Origin of the sequence: Micromonospora narathiwatensis, from assembly GCF_900089605.1 — a bacterium.
Lineage (GTDB): Bacteria > Actinomycetota > Actinomycetes > Mycobacteriales > Micromonosporaceae > Micromonospora > Micromonospora narathiwatensis.
This window is the reverse complement of sequence record NZ_LT594324.1, coordinates 3185743-3210936: the sequence shown is the minus strand read 5'-3', so window position 1 is coordinate 3210936 and position 25194 is coordinate 3185743. Positions and strand designations below refer to the sequence as shown.

Genomic DNA, 25194 nt, shown 5'->3' with positions numbered 1-25194 from the left:
GGGCAGAACGGGGAGGGCGGGCCGGCGCTGGTTACAGGTCGGCATAGATGGTGATGGGTTCCTCGACGTCGCGCAGCGACCGCGGCACCGGCGGGGTGAGCAGGTCCGGAAGCCGTTTGCCGGGCTCGGCCTGCATCGGCAGCCCGGCGAGCCGGTCGTCGACCCACGCCGCGACCGCATTCCGGTGCAGCTGGTGGTACACGCTGCTCGGGTGGATCCCGAACCCGCGGGAGAGGTTGCCGATGAGCAGGGCGCGGTCGACGAACCCGGCCGTGACTGCGGCCGCGAAGGCGGTCGAGTCGGCGAGGGTCTTGCGGCGGGGGGCGCCGGTGAGCCAGTCGCGGTCGTGAACCTGCAGCAGCCACGCCATCAGCCCGCCGGACAGGACCCGGCGCAGCACCGGCAGTGACTCCCGGTTGACCGGGACCTTGTGCACCAGCCGGTCGAGGAACCGGATCCAGTCGGCGTAGTACCGGAACACCGACAGGTCCCGGTCTCGGGTCGGATTGATCACATTGACGACCAGGCCGGGCCAGCGGCGCCCGACCCGGGCGGACGCTTGGATGATCTCCGCGGCGGAGGTGGGGGTGCCCATCACCGTCATGACGCCGAGCCGGCCGACGTCGAAGCCGTGCCCGATCGCCTTGGTCGCGGCGATTATCGTGACCCGGTCGTCGGCGGCGGCCGGCGGGTTCGTCAGCCGGGCGACGGCGCGCCGGATCGCGGCCGGTTCGGCGTCGCCGTTGATGACGGCCAGGTTCGGCTGGCTGCCCAGCAGAGCCCGGACCTCCGGGTCGCGGGTGAAGCTGGTCAGGTCCTCGTTGCGCAGGCAGTACGCGATGAACACCTCGTACAGGTCGCGGCCGGCGGCGCGGGCCTCGTCGACCAGCAGAGGGTCGGTCGCGTCGAGGCCGGCTTCGGCGAGCACGGTGGCCGGGTCGGTGAGCAGTTCGGCGAGCCAGGCGGCGTGGGTGAGCGCGACCTCGCGGGTCGCGGTGACCATCGTGATCGACCGGGGCCGGACTCCGAGGTAGCGGCGCTGCGGCTCCTCGGCGGCTGTGGTGGACCAGAACGTCTCCCCGACGTCGGGCCCGTTGACCGGGAACCGGCGTGCGTCGCGGCGGTATAGGTGCTGCACCTGGTTCTTGTAGCCCTCGATGGTTGCGGTCGCGCCGACGATCTGCATTGGCGGGTTGCCGAGGTCCTCGCTGATGGCCTGCAGCAGCGTCTCGTACATGCCGTCGAGCGCGCCGAGGGATTCATCGAGCAGGTGTAGCTCGTCGGCGATCTCGAGCCGGACGTGCCCGAACCCTGCTGGGATCGGCTGCCGGCTCTGCTTGCATCCGAACACTGCGCACCACGTCGGGTTGCCGGTGTAGCCGTGCCGCGGGCAGCGGGAGTGCGCGCGACCGAGCAGTACCTGGAACTCGCGGGACTGGCCGAGCTGGGCGAGCTTGTCGACGGTGCCGACCAGCACCGCCGGTGCGTGCCGGTATATCTCGTCGTCGATGCCCCACACCGGCAGCACGCCGGTCATCCGGCAGGCGGCGTTGCGGCAGCGGTGCTGCATTGTCCAGGACGGCTCGTCGAAGGCGACCTCGAGCGGCTGCCGGCACAGCGGGCAGTCGGCGAGGATCCGGCACGCCTCGGCGGTTGTGGCGGAGTGCGGGTCCTGGCCGCGGTAGTACGGGTTGGTCGGGTCCGGCGCTTGCAGCCGGTTCGGGGTGTTGGTGCCGCCGACGAAGTACCCGATGCCGAACGGGTCACCGGCGGCGATGTGCGGGTGGTCGCGGCGTAGCAGCTCGGCGTGCAGCACCATCGCGGTGAACCGTTCGGTTTGCTGCAGCGCGAGCAGCCGCAGCGGGAACCGGGCCCACACCTGCGCGCCGGCGGTGACGCCGGTGAGCCGCCCGTAGAACAGGGTGGTGAGCATCAGGCCCAGGTACGCCTCGGACTTCCCGCCGCCGGTGGCGAACCACACGATCTCGACGTCCGGGTGCCCGGTCGGGTCGACCATGCCGGGCAGGCAGCCAACCAGCCACGCGATCTGGAACGGGAACCACGCGTCGTAACTGCCGTTCGCGGCAGCCGCGACGGCCCGGTTCGCGAGCACGAACGCGTCCCGGACCTGCGGGTCGGTCCGCAGCAGCTCCAGCCCGGCGGCGACCCAGGCGACCTCGTCACGAGCGGCCTGGGCGTCGGCGTCGGCGTCGGCGCGGGCTGTGGTGTCCCACCCGCGGGCCGCGGCGCGGACGTCGAGCGCGGCGGTGCTCCATTCGCCCTCGGCCCAGGCGCGGTGCGCGTCGACGAGCGCGCTCACCGCTGCAACCGGGTCGGCGATCAGGGCCGTGAACGACGTGTCGAGGGTGGACAGGGTCCCGTCCGGGAGCGTGACTCTCCGGCGCGGGTGGACCCGAGTGGTCGCCTGCTCGGCGGCGTACAGAGTCGTTAGCCGGGTGCGGCCGCTGGTGCGGGTGACGTCGACGGGGCAGGCGTGCCCGAGCGCGGGGACGGTCCGGTCGTACCGGTAGGACTGCTGCACCTGTTCGAGCTGATATGGCACGAGCGGCGCGTCCGTGTCGCAGGTCAGCTGCACCTCGTACAGATGCGTGTTCAGGTAGCTCGCTTGGTAGGCGTGCGCGCCGTCGACGGTCTGCTGGTTTGGGGCCGGGGTGAGGTTGACGACCGCGGCGAGGATCTCGACGTACCCGTCGCCGGGGGTGATGTCGAGCTCGATGGCGGCGCGGAACTCCGGCGGCGGCACGTCGTCGGCGTCGAGGAGGTTCGCCGCGCAGTATCCGGCCCACGTGGTCGCATCCAGCATGTCGTCCGGGCGCGGCAGGCTGCCGCCGGGCGCGGGGGAAAGGCGCCGCGGCCGGTGCAGTTCCGAGCCGGCCGGCGGCCGGACCGCGGACCGCAGCGCGGCGGCGAGCTCGTCCTCTCCGGCCCGTACGGTGCCGGTGGTGCCGGCGGCAAGGGGCATGGTGACGGTGACGGGGTCGATCGCGACCTTCGTCCACACTGCAGCCAGCGGACGCCCGCGGCCGGCCGTCGGGGCCCCGGCCGACCCCGCCGCCGGGGCAGCGGCACCGGCGCCCGGGTCGGAGGCGGCAGTTACCGCCGCCTTCTGCTCCTCCAGGGTCGGGTGCAGCGCGACGTACGCGGCTGCGGACACCGTGAACTCGAGCGTGACCGGCAGCGCCGGCACCCGGAACGTGAAGCCCTGCGCGGGCGGGACGAGCCGCTCCCCGTACGTGTAGCCGTTGGCGGCCTCGGCAATGAGCTTCGGAGCGCTGGCGAGCATGCCGAGCCACAGCCGCTGCTGCGCGGGCGGGTCGGGCAGCCGCGTCCCGGTCGGGATGAGCGTGCCGGTGGCGATGTCGATGACCCGGCGGGCGAGGCTGCCGAGCAGCGCGTCGTACCGCTGCGCCGCCGTCGCAGCAGGCACCGCGGCGGGTCCGGCAGCCGGAACCGGGGCGGGTACGGCGCCCGAGATCGGAGCGGGTGAGACCGTCAAGCTGGGCTCCTGCAGGTGGCGGCGCGCGGCACCGGGCCGCGTCCGCCCACCCAGGGGCTCGCGCGGCAGTCATTGGTCGGGACGGGGACGGTCAGTGTGCAGTTGTCGGCCTGCGGCGCCGGGTGCGGCCGGGGCGGTCAGCGGCTGGCGCGTGGGCTAACCCGGACGGTACCCGCCACCACCCACATTGCGGAAGATCACCGCCGGACGGCGGGGTTCAGCGCTGCCAGTGCCGGGTCGGCGCGACAGCGTAGCCGCGCCGGGTGAGGTTGTCGGCAAAGTCCCGCTGCTTGCGTTCCACGCCGTGCACCAGCATTACCTCGCGCGGCGCGACCTCGTTGATGATCGCGGATAGGCCGCGTCGGTCGGCGTGCGCGGACAGCCCGAACTGCTCCACCCGCGCGTTCACCGCGACGTCGTCGGCGTCGAGGCGGAACGTGCGCGGCCCGCCGCGGCCCCCCGGGGTGCCGTTGCCGCCGTTGGACAGGTCGAGCAGTTCCGCGCCGGGGGAGTCCTCGTCCTGGTAGCCGGCGACCAGCAGCGCCGAGTTCGGGTCCGGCAGGATCTCCCGGGCCCACCGGACCGCGGGTCCTGCGGCGAGCATCCCGGACGTCGTCACGACCACTCCCTTGCGGAAGCTCTTGAGCAGGTAGGGCCGGTTGGTGTCGCGGACTTCCTGCACGCCGTCGCCGTAGATCCGTAGCGGCCGGTCGGTCCCGGCGGTCTCCTGCTCGTAGATCCAGGACACGTGCCGGGCCAGCCCGTCGATGAGGACCGGGACGTCCGGCAGCCGGTCGCGCAGGGTGAGCGCAACCTCCTGGGCCCGGCCGAGCGCGAACGCCGGGACGAGCACCCGTCCGCCGGCGGAGACGGTCTCGGCGACCATGTTGATGAACTTCTCCACCTCCAGGTCCCGGTTGGTGCCGCGCTGGCCGCAGTACGTCGACTCGATGACGAGCAGGTCCGAGCCGCGGGCCGCGTCCGGCACGATCAGGCCGGGCACGGACAGCTGCGCGAGCGTGGACACGTCCCCGGTCACGGTGACCCGGCGGTCGCCGGCGGTGACGACGACGCCGGCCGCGCCGAGGATGTGCCCGGCCGGGAACAGCTCGATGGTGACGCCGTCGGCCACCTCGACGGTCCGGGCGAGCGCGATCGGCTCGAGACGCCGCTGCGCGGCGAGGGCCTGCGTCCGCGTGTACGGCGGCTCGGCGGGCGGCTCGCCTGCCTCGACGTAGTCGCTGCGGGTCCGGTCGAACACCTTCACCGAGTCCTGCCACATCGTCGGCAGCAGCGCCGCGGTCTCCGCGGTGCAGAACACCGGCACGTTCGCGAACTGAGCCGTCAGCGCCGGCACGTACCCGGCGTGGTCGTTGTGCGCGTGCGTGATCACGATCGCGTCTAGGCGGCCGCCGCGGCGGACGACGTCGATGTGCGGCGGGCCGGCGTCGTCGATGCGCCGCTTGGGCCGCATCCCGGCGTCGACGAGGATCCGCACGTCGCCGGCGGAGACGAGCATGGCCGACCCGCCGATCTCGGTGCCGGCACCGAGCGGGGTCAACGCGATCTCCCGCGGCGTCGCCACCGCGGGCACCGGCGCGATCGGCGGGGTGAGCAGGGTGGCCAGCACGGCCCGGAACGCGGCTGGCGCCACACCGGCGGCGGCGAGCGCGGCGGCGAGCCGCGTGTCGGACGGGACCGCGGTGGCGTCGTTGGCGAGCTCGCGTGTGCGCGGGTCGTCGGTGTCGCCGGTGCCGGACGGGGCGGCGGCCGCGGCGAGGACCGCAGCGGCGGCGAGCAGGTCGGTGGACCGGGCTGCGGCTGCTTCCCGCTCCAGGTTCAGCTCGGCCCGCAGCGCCTCGATGACGGTGCCGGCCTCCTCCAGGTCGCCCTGGGTGGCGGCTAGCTGCCGGGCCAAGTCGCGGGCCTCGGCCTGCGCGGTGTTGCGCTGGGCGCGTGCGACGTCGCGGGCCTCCTGCAGGTCGGCGATCTTGCGGGCGGTCCGCGCGTGCCGGCGCCGGTCCACCGGCGCCACCCCGTCGGCGGGGCTGGCCTGCACGGGAGCAGGGGTGGCGCTGCCGACCCAGCTGCGGGCGAGGCGGCGCACGCCGGCGGGGTCGGTGAGCGTGTTCGCGGCCGACTCGGCCACGGCCGCGTCCCCGCTGAGTAGGGCCCGCACGGTCGGCTGCTGCAGCGTCGGCTCGTCGGCGTACCGGGCGGTGAGCTCCTCGCGCAACGGCCGGCGGCGGGCGATCAGCTGCAGCATGGCGCGTCGGTTGGCCTGCGCGAGCCGGTGCGGGTCGGTCCCGGCCAGCGCCGGCGCCTGGACGGCGTGCCGGGCCGCGTCGAGGACGAGCTGTTGGACGAGCTGCGGCAGGGTGCGGCTCACGCGGCGCTCCGGGTCGCTGTGGCCAGGATCGGCTCTATCCGGTACTCGCCCAGGCCGTCGCCGAGCAGCACGCCGAGCGCGCGCAGAACCTGCACGACGTCCCCGGTGCCGGTGTATCCGTTCGCGGCCAGCCTGGCGGCGGTGAGCTGTTCGCTGCCGGGCTCGCCGGTCGCGGCGTGCAGCTCGAGGAACTCGGCGAACGTCTCCAGGTCGACGGCCTCGCCGGCCATCTGCCTCACCAGGAACTCCCACGCCTGCTGCAGCGACCCGTCTGCGGTCACGCCGGCGGCGACGACCAGGTCCCGGGCGTGGCTGCCCAGCCAGGTCCGCACGTCGTCGAGCGGGTCGCTGACCGTGCCGCTGTCCCGGCCGGCCAAGTGTTGCGCGAGCCGGTCCAGGAGCCTCGGCCAGCCGCCGGTCGTGGCCAGCAGCTCGGCCCGCGACGCGGCGTCTTGGAAGGGCAGCGACTCCTGCGCGAACCACAGACGCAGATCGGTGTCGTCGTAGCGGCGCAGCTCGGTCAGGCCGGAGGACGTATCCGACTCCCGCGCCACGACCGGCCACGCGGCGGCCTGCGGGGGGCCGCTGACCAGCACAATCCCGAGGGTGCCGCCGATGTGCGCCGCAATCAGCTCCCGGGCCTGCCGCCACACCTCGAGCGCCGCGTCGGCGGTCGCGTCCTTCAGGTCGACCAGGACGACGGCGTGGTGCCCAGCACTCTGGAGCGGCAAGCTGCGGCACTTGTTCTTCAGCCCGCCCGGCGTAGCCCGGGACAGGACCGCCTTCCGGTTGCCGGACGCAGCGTTCTCGTTCTCCTTCTCCAGCACCGCCAGGCACCGGTCCACGTCGAGCGCGGCCGAGCCGACCAGCATCCGGACCTGGCGGCGGGCGGCGAGCAGGTCGGCGATCTGCTGCGCGGTCAGCGGCGCCCGGGTCGGCCCGGCGCCGTACACCGGCCGCATCAGCGACCCGTCGAACGACTCCGGCGCCTCGAACGACTCAGCCCGCTCGAGGACCTCGTCGATCTCGTCGCGGTTGCCGAGCAGGTCGAGCACGTTCGGGGTCCGAAGCCGGTAGCCGCGCTCGGTTACCGACAGCACCCCGAGGTCGACGCACTCGTCGAGCAGGGCGCGGAACTCACTAGCGCGGATGTCCTCGGCGGCGAAGCCGGCTGGCCACCACTGCTCGCACTCGGCGCGTAGCTCGCCGGGGGACATCGCGGCGTCGACGCCGACTGCGTGCGCGTTCTGCGCGACGCTGTACGCGATCACCTTGTAATGCGGGTCGAGGTCGAGGGTCCAGTCGAACCGCTTGCGGAACTGGCGCCGCAGCGTCGGGTCGGCCCACACCTGCTCGACGTCGTCAGCGACGATGATCTGCGGCGGCGCGTCGCCGAGGACGGGCGCGCCCTGCAGGTTGCGCAGCAGCCGCGCGGCGAACAGCTGGATCAAAGCCGGCTGGTTGTTTGCCAGCGCCAGCACCCGGGCGGCCTGGTCGGTGTCGGCGAACCGGAACCCGAGTGCGTGCAGCGGCCGGGTGAGAAGGTCGTACGCTGCCTGGGGCGCGAGCGGCCCGACGCAGACCGGCTCGCCGAAGTGCGCGAGTGGGTGGTTGGCGAGCCGTTCAAACCGGGCGGTCTGGTGGAGGCCGGCGAAGACGACCTTGACCGCGCGGTGGGTGAGTTCCATCAGCGACTTGAACTGCACGACCTGGGGGAACATTCCGCTGACGGCGTTCGCGTCGGCGTCGAGGAACGAGTCGGACTCGTCCAGCAGGAGCAGCAGCTGCCGGCCCGGGCGGGCAGTCACCCAGTCGGCGACGTGCCCGGTGAGCGCGGCCGCAACGTCGCCGGCCGGGACGGTCTCGGGCACGATGCCCTTGTTCGCCAGCCGCGGCCACAGCGTCGTCCAGACCGCTTCGGCCGGGGCGGACTTGCCGATGTGGAAGATCGACTCGTAGATCGCGTGCCGGGTGGTGCCGTCGTCGAACTCGCGCTCGGCGGCGCGCAGTAGCGCGGACTTGCCCAGCTGCCGGCCGCCGTACACGACGCACGGACCCATCATGTCGACGACCTTGTCGCGTTCCTCGGCCCGGCCGTAGAACATCTCCTGCGGCACGTTGACGCCGGGCACGTCCGGGGTGAACGGGGACGAGAACGTGAACGGCAGCGTGACCGACATCGTCACGTCCCGACCGGGGGCCGGCTGGCAGGCGACGTAGGCGATCACCGCGTCGTCGATGACCGCGGTCGGCGGCAGCTTGCGGCCGCTGCGGAACTGGCGGGCCAGTTCGCGGCGGGCGGTGGCGTCCAGGGTGCCGAAGTACAGCAGTACGATCGACCGGTCGGTCGGTTCGCTGCGCAGCATCTCCACCAGCTCGGCCGGCGTCGGGGTCTTCCACACCGCGAGCAGCCGCAGCGTGTCCCCGGACGGGCTCATCGCCGTCCCGAAGGCCGGGATGAGCGCCTTGCCGGCGGTCGCGCGGACGCCGTGCAGGTCCAGCCACGAGCCCCGCCCGCCGCCCTGCCCGCGCTTGACCGGCGGGTTGGTCGACTTGTCGAAGATGAACCCGACCTGCTCGAGGACGGCCTTGACGCTGCCGATGCGGGCGTCGAACGAGCGGCTGACCGCGAGCCGGTTCCAGTGCTCGACCCGTTCGGCGACGGTCTTGCCACGGGTCACTTCGGCCAGGTTTAGGCCGGCGTCAGTGAGCAGCGCGGCCAGTGCCGGGTCGCTTGGGACCCGCCCGGCCGGCAGCGCCAGCTGCAGGTCGCGCAGCAGCGGGTGCGTGCCGTTGCTCAGCGCCTGGCGGGCGGCGAACACGTCGCAGAACGCGGGGAAGAATCGGCGCAGGTGGTCGACGTCGTCCCGCGGGCCGGGTAGTTGTCGGCCGGAGGCGAGCGTCTCGACGTACTCGGCGGCGGTGGTGAGGTCCCCGTCGTCGAGGCGGCGCTGGATCCGGTCGGCGTCCTCGGGGTCCATGCCGGTCGTGTCGAGCGCGGCGCGGGCGGCGACGATGGTGCGCCCGACGGCGGCGGCCCGGTCGGCCTCGATGGCGGCGAGGTCGGCGAACATGACGTCGTAGTCGCGGCGGGTGCCGCGCGGTCCGGCCTGGTGGGCGCGGACCCGGGTGGACAGGTCGGTCCACTCCTGAACTGTGACGCGGCCGAAGAGCCGGTCGGAGTCAATCTGGGTGACCAGGGCCGTGATCGCGGTATCGAGTGCGGTCGTGGACGCGGCGACGGCCTGGTCCCGGGCGGTGGCGAGCTCGGCGGCCAGCGGCGGGTCGAGGGCGCGCACGTGCTCGATGAGCAGTTGCGTGCCGACGTGGTCGTGGCGGGCGGCCCGCTGCTCGTACGCGGCCCGCCACCCGGCCGCGCCAGTCAGAGCGGTCCGGTCGGCCGTGACGACGTCGTCCGTGGTGATCGGGCGGGTGGGCTCTCCGGCGCCGGTGAGCGGCAGGTCGGCGGCGCCGGAGAGCGGCCCGCCGAGGAGCCGGTCGGCCGGAACTTCCGGCCCGGCGGGGACGGCGGCGGTGCCGGCGAGCAGGTCGAGGGCGTCGGTCAGCAGCCGCAGCCCGGCCTCGTGAACGGCGTCCCGCGCCTTGACGCCGGTGTCGCCGCGGCGGCCGAGTTCGGCGATGGCCTGGTTGCGGACGGCGACGACCCGGGTACGCAGGTCGGTAATCGGGTCGCTCATCCACGACTCGGCGTCGGGGCCGGTGAGGTTCTCAACGGCAGTGATCCAGTTCGACAGCAGCTCGGTGACCTCCCCGGTCCAGGCGAGCAGCTTCTCCCGGGCGCGGGACTCGATCCGCTTGCTGCGCTTGCCCGAGCTGCGGGGCGTGTCGCGGTCGATGGTCGCTTCCAGGGTGGCGCGTGAGCGGAGTTCGGCGACCCGGTCGCGGACGAGCGCGACCGCGTCGGGGGCCGTCTGCCCGGCGGCGACGATGCTCAACGGTCGGCCGAGGTAGCCGTCGGGGGCCCTCCACGTCTGCCACAGGTCGGTTGCAAGGGCGTAGCGGATGGTGCGGGACGTGGCGAGCAGTTCTTCGGCGCCGGCGGTCAAGGTCTGCAGGACCTGGTCTGCTTCGGCGGCTTCGGCGACTGCGTCGACGCTGCGCGGAGTGAGGTAGACGCCGCTGTAGATCGCGGTGAGCAGCGCTTCGTGGAGCTCATCGACCGCCTTGCCGTAGCGAGGGATGCTGGTCGCGATGTCGCGGAGGGGACCGGCGGCACCGGCCGACGGGGACAGCAGCCCGGCGCGGACGGCGGCGCCGTAGATCAGCATCTGAGTGGCGGGCATGTCGCGGACGGCGTCGGCGTCGAGGTCGGTGACGGCGGCGGCGAAGGCGGCCGCGTTTGAGCCGGTGGAGGTCTTGATCGCGGCGGCGTGCGCGGCGAGCCGGTTCGCGGTGCGGAGCGAGGCCGGGGCGCCTTCGGCGGTGGTGAGCCAGTACGCGAGCGCGTACTGGTCGTGGTTGAGCAGGTCGGCGTAGATCGTGCACGCGTCGCTGTTGTCCGGTGCATCGGCGGCCAACGGCTCAGCGGTCGACAGCTCGGGCTCGGTGATCTCCTCTGGCGGGGCGTGGCGGGGCTGGGGGGTGGTGGGCGGCGGCGGGACGGTGAGGTTGAGCCCGGCGAGGATGTCCTCGAGGTCCGGCTCCGAATGGGTGCTGGCCTCGGCGCCCTCCTCCGTGACCGTTCCCTGCGGGCTCGGCTCGTCCGTGCTGGCGAGGTTGGCGGCCGGGGAAGGGGTCTCGGTGTGCTCGGCCGAGCTGGTGGCCTGCTCGTCGGTGGCGGAGGCAGCCAGTTGGGTGGCGCGTTGCTCGTCCGTCACGCTAGCGGTGCCCGCTTCGTCTGCGGCGGCCTCGGCGGCGGGAGGCGTTTCTGCGGCGGGCTCAGCCGGGCCGGGCACGTCCGCGGCCTCGGTTCCAGCGGGTTCCGCGCTGGCGCGTTCGGCGGCGGCCGGGGTGTAGGTGAGGGTGCCGGCGGTGGTGGCGAACATGAGCAGCGGGATCGCGACCGGCACCGCCGAGCTGACGAGCCTGCCGAGCCCGACGGCGCGCGCCGGATCACGGCCGTCCAGCTCAACGATCTCCAGCAGCGCATCGAGGCCCGCGACGGTCTCCGCCGCAGTCGTGTCGTCGACGCTGCCGGCCAGCTCCGCCACCTGCGCGACGGCCGCGGCGACGTACTCCGGCGCGCGCAGCGTCGCGAGCTGCCGGACCCGGTCCAGCCGGGCGGTCGCCTGGTCCGCTTCCTGCGCGGCGGCCAACGCATCCTCGACCGCATGCCGGGCGTCTGCGAGCGTCTCTGGCCGCGCATTTCCCGTCAGCCGCGCGACCGCCTCGAACGCCGAGGTGAGTTGGCGGGTGTAAATCGTGACCGCGACGACGTAGGCTTCCGCCGGGAGTCGTCCGGCAGCCGCGGCGGCGGCGAGGGCGGGAGCCACCTCGTCCTCCACGTGGCTGCGGAGCTGCTCGAGGTCGTCGAGCTCGCGCTGCAACGACGGCATGTCTCGCTCGGTCGGCTCGGCCGCGACGCCGCTTTCGACAGCCGGCGCGCCGACCGCTGCCGGAGGGGAGCCGCCGGGCGCATCGGTCACGGCTGGGAGTGCCGCTGCGGGCTCCTCGAGGCCGGCGGGCTCGTCGACGTCGTCGAACTCGTCGCTGTGCAGCACAGCGTCGGCGTCGATGATGACCTCGACCAGATCCTCGAACCGCATCGGTTTCTCCGGCATGTCCGGCGTCCGGGCCCGCACGCTGTCCCACACGTCGGCCAGCACCTGCCGCTGCGCATCCGACCACTCCTCCGGCGGGTCGGCGACCAGCCAGGCCAGCGCCGCGACGTCGGCCGAGTGCCCCATGCACACCATCGACGCCCAGGCCGCAACCCGCGCTGTCCGGGTGGTGCCGAACTCCTCGGCGTCGAGCAGGGACTGGTAGATCGGCTCGTCACCCAGGCCGTTCATGCCGTCGATGTCGCCAGCCAGCAGGGCGGCCAGCTCGGCGAGTTCTAGCTTGGAGGCGGCGTGAGTGGACAGGACTCCATAGTGCAGGCAGTCGTGCAGGATCAACGCAATCCGCTTCTCATCCGAGCGGACCAGCCTCGTGCGCACCGCGCGGGCTAGCGCCGCGATCGGAGCGTTGGGGCGCATCTTGGTCTGCCGCCGCACCCACGAGGCATCGCCGCCGCTCAGCCGCGGCAGCTCGCTCATCAAGTCGGCCTGGGTGAGGTGCCCGGCCGCGGCGCGGCAGATCTTGGCGCGGCGCAGCGTCTCGCTCTCCTGCTCAGTGAGAGCGGAGCCAGCGGTGTGCGATTTCCCGTCCTGGCCGCTGCTCTCGGCGCCCTCGACGGCGGCAGCCGCCATGCCCGGGGTGTCGCCGGTGTCGTGGTCCGCGCTGTGTTCGCTGCTGCGCACTGCCCGCGTCCTCCCCTGGTGGCTTGCCGCCGCCCGCGGAGCTGCCGTCGTGGCAGCCGCGCCGATGTTCGGGTCACTGTACGACCAAGGTACGACCGACAAGAAAGATGATCTCGAGATGGCTGATCGGCCCCAATCGGGGCAGGTTTATCGTTCTGGCTCATGGCAGCTGCCGGGACCCGCGGGTTGAGCGACTGCGTCCTGTCCGGACTCCTCATGCGCGGAAGGGGTGGCAGCCGGCCGCTGCCGTTCGCACCGACCGTCCTGGATGCCGAACTGCTGCGGGCGGCGGACGCCGCAATGACCGCCCGCATTCCGCTGGCAGTCGTGGTGCCGGCATCCGTCACCGCGGCGCCGGTGGTGCTGGCCGCGTCCGCGGCCGTCGCGGCCGCGCTACACCGTGGCAGGCTGAACCCGCAGATCGGAGTCGCGTCTGTTCGGCTGGCCGACCGGGACCTGTACGACGAGCTGGCGTTCCGGACGCAGCGTCTGGTCGACTTCGTGCCGCGCGCAGTGGTGACCGCGGCAGGGCAGCCGCAAGTGATCGGCCGGTCGAAGCTCGACGCGGGCGGCCGGGTGTACCTGACCGGGCGGGTGGCGCGGCTGCTCCCGCTGCTCGAGCGGCTCGAGGGCGTCATCGTCGCGGCCGGCGCCGCCACGGCCGACGAGCTCGCCGCGGTGCTACAGCAGACCGGGCGCCGGATCCCGGTCGTCTACCTGACCGGCGATCCGTACGACGCCGGCCTGGACGTCGTCCGCAGCGTCGGAGGCGTGGTGTGGGCGTGGGACGCCGCCTGCCTGCCGGCGCTCGCCGGCCCGGCCGCGACGCCCCGCACGGCCGGCGCCGGGGCGGTGTTCGCCGCGGCGCAGCAGCTGCAGGCCACCGGCGCCGCCGTGGTCGACATCGTCGTGCCGCAGCCGGGCACGGTGCTGGACCCGGCCCTCGACACGTTGTGGAAGGCGGCAGGCCAGCTAGCAGGTACCGCGACTGCTGACCCCGTCGGGCTGCGATGGGCGTGGCAGGCGTTCCACGCGGTCGCGTCCATCCCGGTTCGCCCGGACGTGTACGACCGGCTCCCCGGCGCGAACCCGTACCGGATGCGGCTTGGGACGCTGGTCGAGATCGCCCGGGGCTACGCCGAGCACGCGGCCGGCTCGAGCCGGGACGCGTGGCTGCGGTTCGCGGACGCGCTCACCGACGCACTCCGCGCAGCGACTGAGCAGCCACGGACCGGCCAGCTCATCGACTGGGTCACGGCCCGGGTCGAGGCAGGGGAGCGGGCGATCCTGCTGGTGCGCGGCGCGTCTGCTGCCGCCACGGTGACGGCCGCACTCACGGAATCGCCACGGACCCCGCTCGGATGGGAGCAGACGGTCGCGGTGCGGACGGTGACCGCCGCCGCGCGTGGCATGGTGGGGCCGGGCGTGCCGCTGGCCGTCGTCGGGACGCTGCCGCGCAGCCGGTCCGGGCTGCTGACGTTGCCGCCCGCGCCGGCGGTGCTGCAGTTGACGTGCGGGCCGCTGGAAGGACGCCGTGCGGTGCGCCAGGCGGTCGCGGCACGGGCGCGGATGGCGCACCTGCGGACGGAGGCCGTCACCGTGTCGGCCGCGGCGCTAGGTGTGACTTCGGGCTGCGGGCCGGTCGAGACCGACCCGGCTGCCGCGATCCGGGTCGTTGACGGAGGCGTCCTGCGGCCCGTTGACGCGAACGAGATGGCCAGCGCGGAAGACACCGCGTGGGACCCGTTCGCCGTCGACGTGACCGGGGTGCTGCGTGCGGTGATGGCCGCCGCCGAGGACGACCCGGATACCCTGCCCGTCCGCGAGCAAACCAGCACCGACAGCGACGTGCCGGCGATCGCGGTGCACTTGGACGACCCGAACGGCCCCCGGGTGCTGTGGCTGCCGGCGAACGAGCTCGTGACCCGCCGCCGCGGCCCAACCCTGTCCCGGGTCGCAGCGAAGGTGCTGCAGAGCGGCGACGTGCTGCTGCTCGTCGACAGGGCCGCCCGCACCTACCTGCGGGTGGCGTTGACGGAGAAGCTGTCCGAGCGAACCGAGTACGCGGCACTGCGCATGCTGGTCGACTTCTGGCACGCCCGTGCTGCGGCGGCCCGCGACCGCGGCCTGACGCAGCAGCAGATCCTGGACCGGATGACCGGCACGACGGTCACGACCGCCGGCGCGGTCGGGCACTGGATGCGCGGCACCGTCGACGGCCCCGCCGACAGCGCCGACGTGGCCCGCTTCGCCCGCGCCGTCAACGACGACGCGCTGCTGGCTGAGGCCGAACGGGTCGCGTGGGCGCTGCGGACCCTGCACATCGTGCACCGCAAGCTCGGCGCGTGGCTGGCTGGGCAGGTGGAGACGGCCGCCAGCCGGGCGAAGGACAACGTGGTCGATGCCGACCTTGGCGTGCACGTCGCCGACCTGCTCGATACGATTACCGAGCACCCGGTGGCGGACGTCGACCCGGCCGAACAACTGGTCCCAGCGCACCTCGTCGGCGTGCTTGCTTCTGCTTGATCAATCGGCGGATTTGCAGGTTGACACCCGCCGATGCGAATCGCTAAAGGCGCTGGCGGGCGAACACTTTGCGCCATCGATCCCAGCAAACGACGGTCGTCATTCACGAGGTCGAAGTAAGCAGTAACCGACCGTCGACGCCGTGCGCCACGCGCTGCGCAAGGTCGTCTCCCGCTGCATCTACGGCGTCGACGGTGATCTTCGCCAGCCGCTTCGTGGTCCAGAATCGGGCAATCAGTTCGCAGCTGCTCTCCAGCAGAGTGGCTGTCACCCCGATGGCCGTCGAACTGGCCAAGGCGTCGCTCTGGATTGAGTCCCTTGAGCCGGGCAGGCCACTCACCTTCCTCGACGCGCACGTCAGAATCGGCAACGCGCTCATCGGCGGCACGCCGGCGCTGCTGCGGCGCGGCCCTTGAGCCTCACTCCAGAGGAGACCAACCTCATCAACCCGATCAGGCGGCAGCGCGAGCAACTCCAGGCCGCGGAGCGGCAGTCCGAGCGGGACATGGTGACGGGCGAATCGCACTACGTCTGGGGCCGCCGCCACCGGCTGAAGGTCATCGAAAGGCCCGGCCGGGCGCACTTCGAGATCGACGGTGAACGCCTGTTGTTTACGTTCCCGAGCGCGCGGGCCGTCGATCGGCGCCGGGAAATGCTGAACCGCTGGACTAAAGTGGGAGCGGCTAGTCAACGTTGCCGTTTGGACTATTCGGGCGCATGAAGACCAAGTGGGCTCCTGCAACCGAGGGCCGACCGCCACGGGCGCGGCGATCGGGTCGCGCGGGAACGGGGGCTGACCTGGCCGGGGGAGCGGCTGCGGATGAACATCGCCGCGGACTGCGAGATCAACGACGACGTCTTCGGCGACGGGCTGGCCAGCCCCGACGGCGCCGTCGATCCCAACTCCCACCTGCTGCCCGAGGGCCAGCTGATGGAGGACTACCTGCGGCAGTTCCGGCTCGGGCCGCGTACCCAGCATCTGGCCTGGCTAGACTGCGGCAGCGGCGCCGACGCGCTGCTGCGGGAGTGGGACCTCGGACCGCAAGGCGCGCGCATGCCCTCAGCCCGCAGGAGCGGGACGCGGTGCGGTTCCGGGTGGCCGAGGAAATCACCGGCCGACCGGGAAACGTCCCCCAGAGCTGGCGGCGCTGGGGCGGAACAGGCGTTCCATCCGCCGCAGCCGTGGCGGGAACTTCTGGGTGCGGCGGTCCGCTCTGCGGTCTCCGCGCCCGGTGTGGGTGAGGACTACACCTATGGCCGGTCATCGCGGCGCTCTGCTGGCACACCCAGCCGATGCTGGTACCTGGCGATCCGACGCGCCATTGGGTGGCTTCCGGACTGGTCGTCATGGCCGCCGACTATGGCGAGAATGGTATCTGGCTGAGCATCGGCAGCCGGCAACGCTCAGCCCTGCGGCCCCTACGCTCTCGCCTCGACTGGGAACACTTCAACGGCTAGCCAACAACTGCTGGCCATCTTCATCCTGAGCGGCCGGCGTCCTGTGCAGCTTGCAGGACAAGGATGGCCTGCACGATCGTGACGGCGGCGGCGTGGGCTGTTACCCGATCAGGCCGGCGTAAGCGCGTAGCGCCTCGTGAGTTGTCGGCAGGCCGTGTTGGCGGAGCGGGCCTTGAGGCCCCGAAGAGCCGAACACATGCGGGTTATCGATGAGCCAGGCGACCGCCGCCCGCTGCGCCGCCGTCAGCTCCTCGAAGCCGCGGCCATGATCCGACTCCATGCGCGGAAACGCGTACCCCAGCACCACGTTGAAATGGTTGTGCCAGTTCGACGTGGGTTGCTCGGCGAGCACCGCCGCAACGAGGTCCGACCGCACCTGCGCGGCCACCGGCGCGGCGAAGGCGTCGAGCACGTCGAGTGCCACGTAGCTGGGGCTCGCTTCCCAGATTGTCTGCCCGGTGTCCTGTTGGCGAACGGCCGCCGCCCATCCGCGTAGCTCGGCTATTGCCGCCTCCGGCACCTCTTCACCGGCCAGCTGCGCCCACGCCACAGCAGCCGCCCATCTCAAGTCGGGATCTGTACCTGCGAGGTTCCTGTCGAGCAGGTCCGCTACCGGCTGCGTCAACGCACCGCCGACCAGTCCTAACGCGACCAGCGCCGCTCCCACTGTCTGCGCCGGGCGCTGGTCGTCGGAGGCGATGTCGAGCAGGCGGGGGCGGATCGAGGTCATCTCCTCCGAAAACCAGGCCAAGGCATGGATCGCCTCCCCGACCACCTCGGCGTCTGGGTCAGCCAGGCATGACAACAGCAGCGGGACGCCGGCCCGGACGGCATCGTATGCGGCGAGCGCGTGCCGGGTCTCGAGCAGGCGCCGCTCGGGCTTGGTGAGCGGAAGCGGCCGCCTCTGCCCTGTACTGACGACCTCGTACCAGTCCTTCATCGCTTGCGACCAGCGGCGCCAGGTTTCCTCGGGGACTTGGGCCAGGTCGTTGCGGATTTCGGCGATGGGGAAGCCGCCGGCGGGTATGTCGTAAGGCGTGTAACCGACAGCGAGGCAGGAGAGCAGCTGAATGACTTCGTGCCGGGCGGGCGTGGCGGGGTCGGCCAGCAGCTCCAGCAGGAACGGGACCGCGTATGCGCTGGCCTCGTAGCGGGTGCCCTGGTGGTAAATGTTGCCGTACAGCTCGTACATTGCCGCGCTACGGACCTCGGCGTCGGACGACCGCAGATCACGGATGAGGCCAGGCACGTCCTCGGCACTTCCGTACGCGTGCGTCAACGACGCCCAGTCGATGCTGTCCAGATCAAGTCGCACCCGCCGCATTTTCCACGAGGTGAGCCCACCATGGGGTACCCCTCGGTGATCGCTGCAGCCATCAGCCAAGTCGGGTTCCTCGAGAGGGGGCCCGATCATTGGGCCGAGAGGTGCCGCGCGGAGCGCGTCGGCCACCGGTGGCTCCCGGCCGTCGGGAATGACGAGGCCCAAGACGTCGTCCCCGGTTGTCACCGCCATGACACGACCTCCTGTCCCGAGCGGTGAACGGCTTGTCCGTCCGCTTGTTCCTGCCGCCCTGCCTGCCCGTCCACGTCCCCGTCCGGTTCCGATGCCGGAACTGCCCGCCCGGGTTGCCCTACCAGCGTCGGTCAATGCATCTGAACTTCTACTCGGGATGGCTCTCCCGTCTCGCTGCGGCCGAGTGACCGAAGGGCACCTCCTGCACGCACTGCGCTGGCAGCCGGGACGCCGCCTCGGCATTCAGGTGTACAACGGGTTGCTCGTCGTCGGTTCGGCCGACGACGGTCGGCACAGGGTGGGCAGCCGAGGCGCGCTGCCCCTACCGGCATCTGCGCGGCGAATGTGCGGGATCGAGCCCGGCCAACCCGGTGCTGCTTGCCGATCTCGTCACCTCTGACCTGCTCGTCATCCATTCCGTCAGCACGCCTGCCCGACTCGTTGCCGACTTGCACGCCAGATGCCGGGCGCCCATGTCTGCTGATCCAACGGCCGTCGCCACAGCGCTGCAGGTCCTGGCCCATCTCGGCGTCACCCTGACCGACCTTCAATCCGACACCGGCGCGCCAGCCGCTCTGCCAACGGTCGCCGAGTACCTGCCCCGCGTTGTCGCGGCAGCAGGCCCCGGCGCGCGACGCACCTACGGCACTTACTGGGAGCGCATGGCCACCGCGTGGCGTGATTGGCCTCTGAACCGCGTCGCGGCCAGCGACATCGAGGCGATGAAACAAGAGACGGTCGCCACAGCCCGGTCGCGGCGTAACAGCCGCAACGGCCGGCACGCCGGCGAGCATGTCATCGCCGCCGCCCGCGCCTTCTACTCCCGGGCTGTCGCTGACGGTCTGATCGACGCGCCAGGGCATCTCCACGCACTGGCTGCGGCACACCACCCTCACCTGGGTGGAACGCCACTTCGGCTACGGAGTCGCCTGCGCCTACGCCGGCCACACCGACAGCCCAGGTTCCTCCACCACCACCTATATCAAGGCCGACCTCCACGCGGTCGCTGACGCGTTGTCGGCGATGACCGGCCCACCGCACCCACTCGCCACGACGGGAGGAACCTCGGTTCCCTGACCGAGGAACACTGGCCATTGATCGGCTTTCCGGATGAGGTCCTGTCGCTTCGTGTAGCCGGTGGGGGAGCAGCCCTGGACTACGCCGCACGAAGCGACGGCCTAGTCGCGAGCCGAGGATCAGCTCTTGCTGGCGCCGGGGCTCGGCCTTGTTGGGATCGGCCGGCCCGCTCGGTACGTGGGCCGGAGCGCCAGCGTTTTAGCCTGCCTTGACGGTGGTGGAGGTATGCCAGTTCACGAGTCGCTGTCGTCACCCAGGAGACGGCGGGCCAGGAGGAGCGCTTCGGCCTGGGTGGAAGTGCTGGCCGTGATGGCGTTGGCGGTGAACGCCCCGATGGCGTCCAGGTGCTCCGGTTGCAGCCCGAGGCGGGGCGAGGGCGCGATCAGCAGCGCTCGGCCGGTTCGGGTCAGTTCCTCGTAGATCGGTCCGCTGGTGGGTGCCTCGGTGTCATCGGTCCAGATCAGGTGCAGTCCTTGGTTTAAGGACAGCACGGGCGGCGTTCAGCTTCGCAGCTGGGGCTGTGGCGGCGGAAACCTCGTGGTACCAGGAACGTTCCAGCCGGGGCAGGCCGAAGAGCCGTTCGATCTGCTCGGCTTCGGCACACAAGGTGCTGCACCAACGAATTTCGATCTTGCCGCTTCCGTGCAGCAGGCGGATGCGCTCGATCAACGTCGGTGCCCACCGCATGCGGTAGGCGGTTGCACTGGAGTAGGCGTTGCCGCTACGCGGTAACGGGGCACCCCACCCCGGACGTGCGACGTTGACGACTCCGTCGACGTCGAGCAACCACACCGGGCTCATCAGTCCACCTCAACGTTGCTTTCCTGCTCTTCGCTGCCGACGGCGGTATCGCCGAGCAGCCGCAGTTTGACATGATGGTTGTGCTCGGCATGCCAGATCACCTCGCGGTCATCGTCACGCCGATGTCGGGCAGGGCGGCGTCGCGAGTTGGGTTGACGCCGTATCGGTTTAGCGGTCAGCCGCGGATCAGGGCGACGACCTTGGCGAGTTTGTCGGTGGTGACGCGGGCGTCGAGGATGGCTGCGATGCCGCCCGAGTTCCACTTTCGGAGTTGGTCGACGTCCTGCCCGGCCGCGCGCATCCGCTCCTCGACGAACCAGTACCGGTCGACCCGGTCGGCCAGCGTGGCCCGCCCGGCGGCGACGTCAACGCCGGGCACCGCGACCGTTCCGCGGCACGCGCCGACCTGTCTGCCGAGGTCGTCGCCCCACAGCTCCAACTCCCAGCCCGGCCACACCCCGGACCACCTCTCGGCCAATCCGACCAACGGTCGGATGGTCCACAGCCCGGCCCGACGCCGCGCCAGGTCGAGGTGCAGCCCCGCCGTCGGATGTGTCGAGCACGCAGTGACGAGGTCGCGTGGGCCGAGCCGGTCCAGCAGGCGCGGGCCGACCAGCCACGGCGGGCAGGACTCGAAGGGCAGGGCGTACGCCCGGCACCCGTCAGCGTCAGCCACGCTGACGAGGTACTCCACCGGGCCGTCCGGCCGCTCGCCGCCGTCGGGGTACAGGCCGTCCCACCACGTGGAGTCGCTGCGTACCTGGTCGCGGTCTTCCCCCACGTATGCCGTTAGGTCGGCGATCCCGTCGTACGCCCAGCTCACAGTCCACCCGCTCCAGGTGCGCCGGTACGCGTCGAGCAGCCCCGCGCGGTAGGCGTACCGCTCGTGAAGGTAAAACTGTCCCAGTTCGGTAAAGAGCAGCAGGTGCCGGGCGTCGACGTCGATGAGCACCCCGCCTTCGCAACTGAGGTCGTCGAACCAGAAGTCGTCCTGGTAGTCGTTGAGCTGGGCGAGCCAGCGAAGCGTGATGTCAGGCCCGACAGCGAAGTGATAATCGAGCCCGTAGCCGGCGCCACCGCCTTGCGCGTACCGCTCGTACCGTCCGTCCCGAACGAGCACGTAGTTCACCCGGCTGCCCATGGCCGCTAATACTAGAACCGCGCGCTCGCTCCGAGGCAGGATGGCCTGATTGGCGGACCGCCGGGCTCGTACGGGATTTGCCCGGTTTTTTGGACGTCTCACCCGCACCGCCGTCCGGTACCGACCGAGCCGGAACGATATCCCGTAGACCCTTCCGGAATGCCCCGCCCGAGGGCATTTGGACGCGGTGATCGGCTGACGAAGAACCAGAGGATTGTCGCGCGCCCGAGCGACACGAATAGCGTTTACGCTCTGTATTGAGCTATCCTTTATCGCATGAGCACCCATTTCTGTGCGTGGGTGCTACGCGTGGGGGTTCATCTTCCCCCTCGGACACCAAATTGCAGCATCCATGCTGTGTTTCACGTACTGGTGGTCAAGCACGCTTGACCACGCAAATCTCATCTCAGCGACGCCCTCGACCGAGCCTGTCTCGATTGGGGGCGGTTGTCGTGGCTGATCGTTCCGTGGCTCCCGTCATCCCTCCCGTGAGGCTGTCGGACCGGGAGCAGAGCCCGCATCGGCCACGTGGTGGAGGCGCTCGTCGCCCGCCATTGCCCCTGCCGGTGCTACCGACGCCGCGCGCCGGCACGTTGGTGTACGGGCTGGCTGCCATCGATAACAGCGGTCGAATCGCCGACCGTACGGTCATCCGGGCCCTCGGATGGGGGCCGGGCACACGGCTGCACATCCGCGAGGCCTCCGGCGTCATCGTCGTCCGGCTGGACCGGCAGGGCGTCTTCACCGTCACCGGACAAGGCCATCTCCACCTGCCGGCGGCCGTCCGGCACTTGTGCGGGCTGACCGCCGGTGACCGCGTGCTCCTGGCCGCCAACCCGGCTGACGGCCTCCTGGTGGTGCATCCTCCCGCCGCCCTGGACGCGATGGTCGTGGCGGTACACGCAGACCTGCTGGGCGGTGGTCGGGCATGAGCGACACCACCGTGGGCCGGGCCGAGCTGGACGCCGCGCGGCTACTGCTGGCGCGGATGGGGATCTCGCCGGCTGACCTCGTTGAGGCGGCGTCGGACCGTCCACCCGCGCCGACGTTCGCCGAGTACGTGCCGGTGGTAGCGGCGGCGGTCAGCGACGGCACCCGGCGGGCGTACGGCTCGTACTGGAAGCGGGTCCTGGAGCACTGGGGACAGCGGCGGCTCGACGAGCCGACCCCGTCGGAGATCGAACAGCTCGCCGAGTACACCAAGAAGCACGTGGTGGCCCGGCGCAACGCGCGAGGCGGGCGCAGCGCCGCGGAGCACCTGATCGCCGCGCTGCGGTGCCTGTACAAGCGGGCCGTCGCCGATGGGTACCTCGCCGCGGCGGACAACCCCGCCCTTAAGGTGGCCAAGCCGCGGCGCCTGCCCAGCACCAGACGAGCTGTGGCAGACAGCAGGTTGGCGGAGATCAACGCCGTCGCTGCCAGCACGGGCGATGACCCGGCGCTGGACAGTTTGCTGCTGCGGCTGCACACCGAGACGGCGTGCCGCCGGGGTGGTGCGCTGGCTCTGCGCCCGGTCGACCTGGACCCGGACCAGTGCCTGATCCTGCTACGGGAGAAGGGCGACACTGTGCGGTGGCAGCCGGTGTCACCGACGCTGATGAGGCATCTGCAGCAGCATGCCGAGGAACGCCAAACGACGGGAACGGGCCAGTTGCTGCGTTACCGCAACGGGCAGCCGATCACGTACCGGCGCTACGACCACCTGTGGGTGCGCATCGGCGAGCACCTGCCGTGGGTCTACGTGCAGCAGATCAGCACGCACTGGTTGCGGCACACGACGTTGACGTGGGTTGAGCGGAACTTCGGATACGCCGTGGCGCGTGCGTACGCAGGGCATTCCGACAGTGGCAGCGACGCCGGTACCACTAGTACTTACGTCCGGGCGAGTCTCCAGGAAGTCGCCGGTGCTCTAGCGGCATTAACCCACGAGCCTCATCCCTTGGCCTGAGCTGGGCCTGCTGGAGGGTTGGCTCCGTCGCTCCTCCGCTGCAAGGTGTCGGGAATCGCCAATCCCAGCCCAAGGACGGGGGAGCGTGGGGACGGACGGCCGTCCGTCCCCACGCTCCAGGGTCGATAGTGGGAGGCGCGCTACATGCTGAATCGGCGGATCAGTGCTCGACCGTGGCGAGTGTGCCGACTCAGTCGCCCGAAGACCGAGTGGTCGATCGCTGGGAGCTGACTGGTCCCTGGCCTAGCGATGCGTGGCCCACCACACGATCGACGAAACGATGAGGCTGCCCGCTGTCGTGGCCATGCCTCTCACCAAGCTGAGAGCGATGGTCCGGCCGATCAGTCGGCGAAGGGGGCCGCGTAGTGCGAGGACGGGCGACGGTCCTTGGGTCGAGGGCATTCGGTTGATCCTTCCGTGACGCGATTGCAACCAGGATGGCCTCCGTAGGGGGTGCTGCATCGAGTGCAACGCGTTGCAAAGTTGCGCGCAACGCTATGTACCTCAGACGAGGGTGCCGGTATGAATGACAGGTGCGTGGTGGTCACAGCAGTCTGCGATCGATCCCTCCAGAGATCGCCGGAGTCAGGCGAGAACTCGCGGAGGAGCTCCGCGTGTGGTTTGCGCTCTCGGGAGCAACCATCCGCGGCTACGCGCGGAAGCAAGGGCTGACTGCTAGCCTGGGTGATTCGCGGTGATCATCAATTGGTGGGTCCGACCGGCGTGTAAATAGACGAAAGTGCCTCTCTGGCAGGGGAAACTTGTGATTGCGACATCTACAAGGATCTCTACCGGGGAGGCACTTCCGGCGTGCAGTCTACGGCGTGGTCGAAGGATCTGCGGGTCACCGCGGACGGAACGGGTGTGGTGTCGCACGTCGGCGCCGCGTTGCTACGGATGTTGGCGGATCGGGCCGGGCTGACTGCCGCCCTGTCTGCCGCGTTGGCTCGGACCGGCTGGTACCCGGTCCATGACCGGGGTCGGGTTCTGGTCGACCTGGCGGTGATGATCGCCGACGGCGGCGAGGCGATCTGCGACATCGATGTGTTGCGTCATCAGGGCGAGGTGTTCGGGTCGGTCGCCTCAGACACCACCGTGTGGCGGGCACTGGACGAGATCGGCGTGACGCAGCTGCGGCGCATCGCGATGGCACGGGCGAAGGCCCGGACCCGGATGTGGCAGTTGTTCGGCGGCCCACCGCAGGCTTGCGCGGCCGGCCGCGGGATCGGTGGCGGTGTGGTGGTGCTCGACGTGGACTCCACGATCGTGATCGCCCACTCCGACAAGGAAAACGCCGCCGCCACCTACAAACACACGTACGGCTTCCACCCCATCCTTGTGACCTGCGACAACACCAACGAGCTGCTCGCCATCGAGCTGCGGGCGGGCAACGCCGGCGCCAACACCGCCGCCGACCACCTACGCGTGCTGGCCGACGCGATCGCGCAGATCCCCGCGCAGCATCGACGGCACCTGCTCATCCGCGGTGACAGCGCCGCCGGCACCCACACCGTGCTCGACTGGCTCACCACCCAGAACACCCGCCGCCGCACCGTCGAGTACTCGATCGGCTGGTCAATCGGCGAGGCCGAACGCACCGCCATCACCACCCTGCCCACCACCGCGTGGACACCGGCACTGGCCGCCGACGGCGGCGTCCGCGAGAAAGCCGAGGTGGCCGAGCTGACCGGCCTGCTCACCCTGACCGGCTGGCCGGACCGGATGCGGGTCATCGTCCGCCGGGAACGGCCTCATCCCGGCGCCCAGCTGTCACTGTTCGAAGAACGCGACGGCTGGCGCTACACCGCCTTCATCACCAACACCCCCGTCGGCGCATTGCAGTGGCTCGAGGCCCGGCACCGCGCCCACGCCCGCGTCGAGGACCGGATCCGCTGCGCCAAAGACACCGGCCTTCGCCGGCTACCATCCCGCGAGTTCGCCATCAACCAGGCATGGTGCACCGCCGCCGCGATCGCCGCCGACCTCATCGCCTGGCTGCAACTACACGCCCTCGACGGCGACCTCGCCACCGCCGAGCCAAAACGGCTGCGCTACCGCCTGCTGCACACCGCCGCCCGACTGACCCACGGTCAACGCCGCCGCTGGCTACGCATTCCCGGCCGCCTGGCCCTGGGCCACCCAACTCACCACCGCGTTCACCCGAATCGCGGCGATCCCCGCACCCGGCTGACCCACCTCAGCCCGACACCTACGACCGGAGAAACCTCAGGAGACCACGCCCACCGCCGCGACAGACGGCCCGCCAGCATGCCCAGACCGCACCACCCATCAACACAGCTCAATCAAAGCGGCCTGGTCGAGCCGGCAGACGTCACCGACGAATCATCAAGGCTAAGAAGGCTGCGCAGATCGCCGGCCCGCTGCCTGCCTGGGTTCGCGTG

The 25194-nt window shown here is 71.3% G+C and carries 12 protein-coding genes and 2 pseudogenes; 7 read left to right on the top strand and 7 right to left on the bottom strand.

All coding sequences use genetic code 11. From position 1 onward, the window contains the following. Positions 1-31: 31 nt before the first annotated feature. The 3 genes from GA0070621_RS13685 to GA0070621_RS31105 all read right to left on the bottom strand — a co-directional run bounded on the left by GA0070621_RS13685 (position 32) and on the right by GA0070621_RS31105 (position 12328). The gene (locus GA0070621_RS13685) at positions 32-3448 is read right to left on the bottom strand and encodes a P-loop NTPase family protein (RefSeq protein WP_091195398.1); all 3417 of its coding nucleotides are present in this window, start codon (positions 3446-3448) and stop codon (positions 32-34) included. Positions 3449-3734: 286 nt separating this feature from the next. Further along, the gene (locus GA0070621_RS13680; RefSeq protein WP_091195395.1) at positions 3735-5906 is read right to left on the bottom strand and encodes an MBL fold metallo-hydrolase; all 2172 of its coding nucleotides are present in this window, start codon (positions 5904-5906) and stop codon (positions 3735-3737) included. Beyond that, positions 5903-12328, bottom strand: a complete 6426-nt coding sequence (locus GA0070621_RS31105) for a hypothetical protein (RefSeq protein ID WP_091195394.1) — start codon at positions 12326-12328, stop codon at positions 5903-5905. The genes GA0070621_RS13680 and GA0070621_RS31105 overlap by 4 nt, the downstream gene beginning before the upstream one ends. Positions 12329-12490: 162 nt before the next feature. On the opposite strand from GA0070621_RS31105, the gene GA0070621_RS13670 reads away from it, so the two are divergent. The 4 genes and pseudogenes from GA0070621_RS13670 to GA0070621_RS13655 all read left to right on the top strand — a co-directional run. Then, entirely contained in the window at positions 12491-14854 is a 2364-nt protein-coding gene (locus GA0070621_RS13670; protein ID WP_157739980.1) for a DISARM anti-phage system protein DrmE domain-containing protein, read from the top strand. Positions 14855-15048: 194 nt separating this feature from the next. Further along, a complete protein-coding gene (locus GA0070621_RS13665) occupies positions 15049-15270 on the top strand; it encodes a hypothetical protein (protein WP_167666885.1) in 222 nt (73 codons plus the stop codon). Continuing rightward, positions 15267-15575, top strand: coding sequence for a YgjP-like metallopeptidase domain-containing protein (locus GA0070621_RS13660; protein WP_091195389.1), 309 nt, complete (start codon positions 15267-15269; stop codon positions 15573-15575). Before GA0070621_RS13665 ends, GA0070621_RS13660 begins: the two co-directional genes overlap by 4 nt. Positions 15576-15605: 30 nt before the next feature. Next, positions 15606-16142, top strand: a pseudogene (locus GA0070621_RS13655) (DUF2201 family putative metallopeptidase); the annotation flags it as partial. Positions 16143-16412: 270 nt separating this feature from the next. Here the strand turns inward: GA0070621_RS13655 and GA0070621_RS13650 are convergent. From GA0070621_RS13650 to GA0070621_RS13635, 4 genes are all read right to left on the bottom strand, one after another. Next, entirely contained in the window at positions 16413-17627 is a 1215-nt protein-coding gene (locus GA0070621_RS13650; protein WP_157739979.1) for a hypothetical protein, read from the bottom strand. Positions 17628-19135: 1508 nt separating this feature from the next. Then, positions 19136-19393 (bottom strand): hypothetical protein, encoded by a 258-nt coding sequence (locus GA0070621_RS30835; protein ID WP_167666883.1) that lies wholly within the window; start codon positions 19391-19393, stop codon positions 19136-19138. Continuing rightward, entirely contained in the window at positions 19350-19703 is a 354-nt protein-coding gene (locus GA0070621_RS30830; protein WP_167666882.1) for a hypothetical protein, read from the bottom strand. Before GA0070621_RS30830 ends, GA0070621_RS30835 begins: the two co-directional genes overlap by 44 nt. Before the next feature lie 175 nt (positions 19704-19878). Beyond that, positions 19879-20844 carry a hypothetical protein gene (locus tag GA0070621_RS13635; protein WP_091195385.1) on the bottom strand — a complete coding sequence of 322 codons (966 nt, stop codon included), beginning with the start codon at positions 20842-20844 and terminating at the stop codon, positions 19879-19881. 566 nt (positions 20845-21410) lie between these two features. On the opposite strand from GA0070621_RS13635, the gene GA0070621_RS13630 reads away from it, so the two are divergent. The 3 genes and pseudogenes from GA0070621_RS13630 to GA0070621_RS13620 all read left to right on the top strand — a co-directional run bounded on the left by GA0070621_RS13630 (position 21411) and on the right by GA0070621_RS13620 (position 24983). Then, positions 21411-21776 carry an AbrB/MazE/SpoVT family DNA-binding domain-containing protein gene (locus tag GA0070621_RS13630; RefSeq protein WP_167666881.1) on the top strand — a complete coding sequence of 122 codons (366 nt, stop codon included), beginning with the start codon at positions 21411-21413 and terminating at the stop codon, positions 21774-21776. Continuing rightward, positions 21773-22792 (top strand): tyrosine-type recombinase/integrase, encoded by a 1020-nt coding sequence (locus GA0070621_RS30825; protein WP_091195382.1) that lies wholly within the window; start codon positions 21773-21775, stop codon positions 22790-22792. The genes GA0070621_RS13630 and GA0070621_RS30825 overlap by 4 nt, the downstream gene beginning before the upstream one ends. Positions 22793-23602: 810 nt before the next feature. Continuing rightward, positions 23603-24983 (top strand): annotated as a pseudogene (locus GA0070621_RS13620) (IS1380 family transposase). Positions 24984-25194 lie beyond the last annotated feature (211 nt).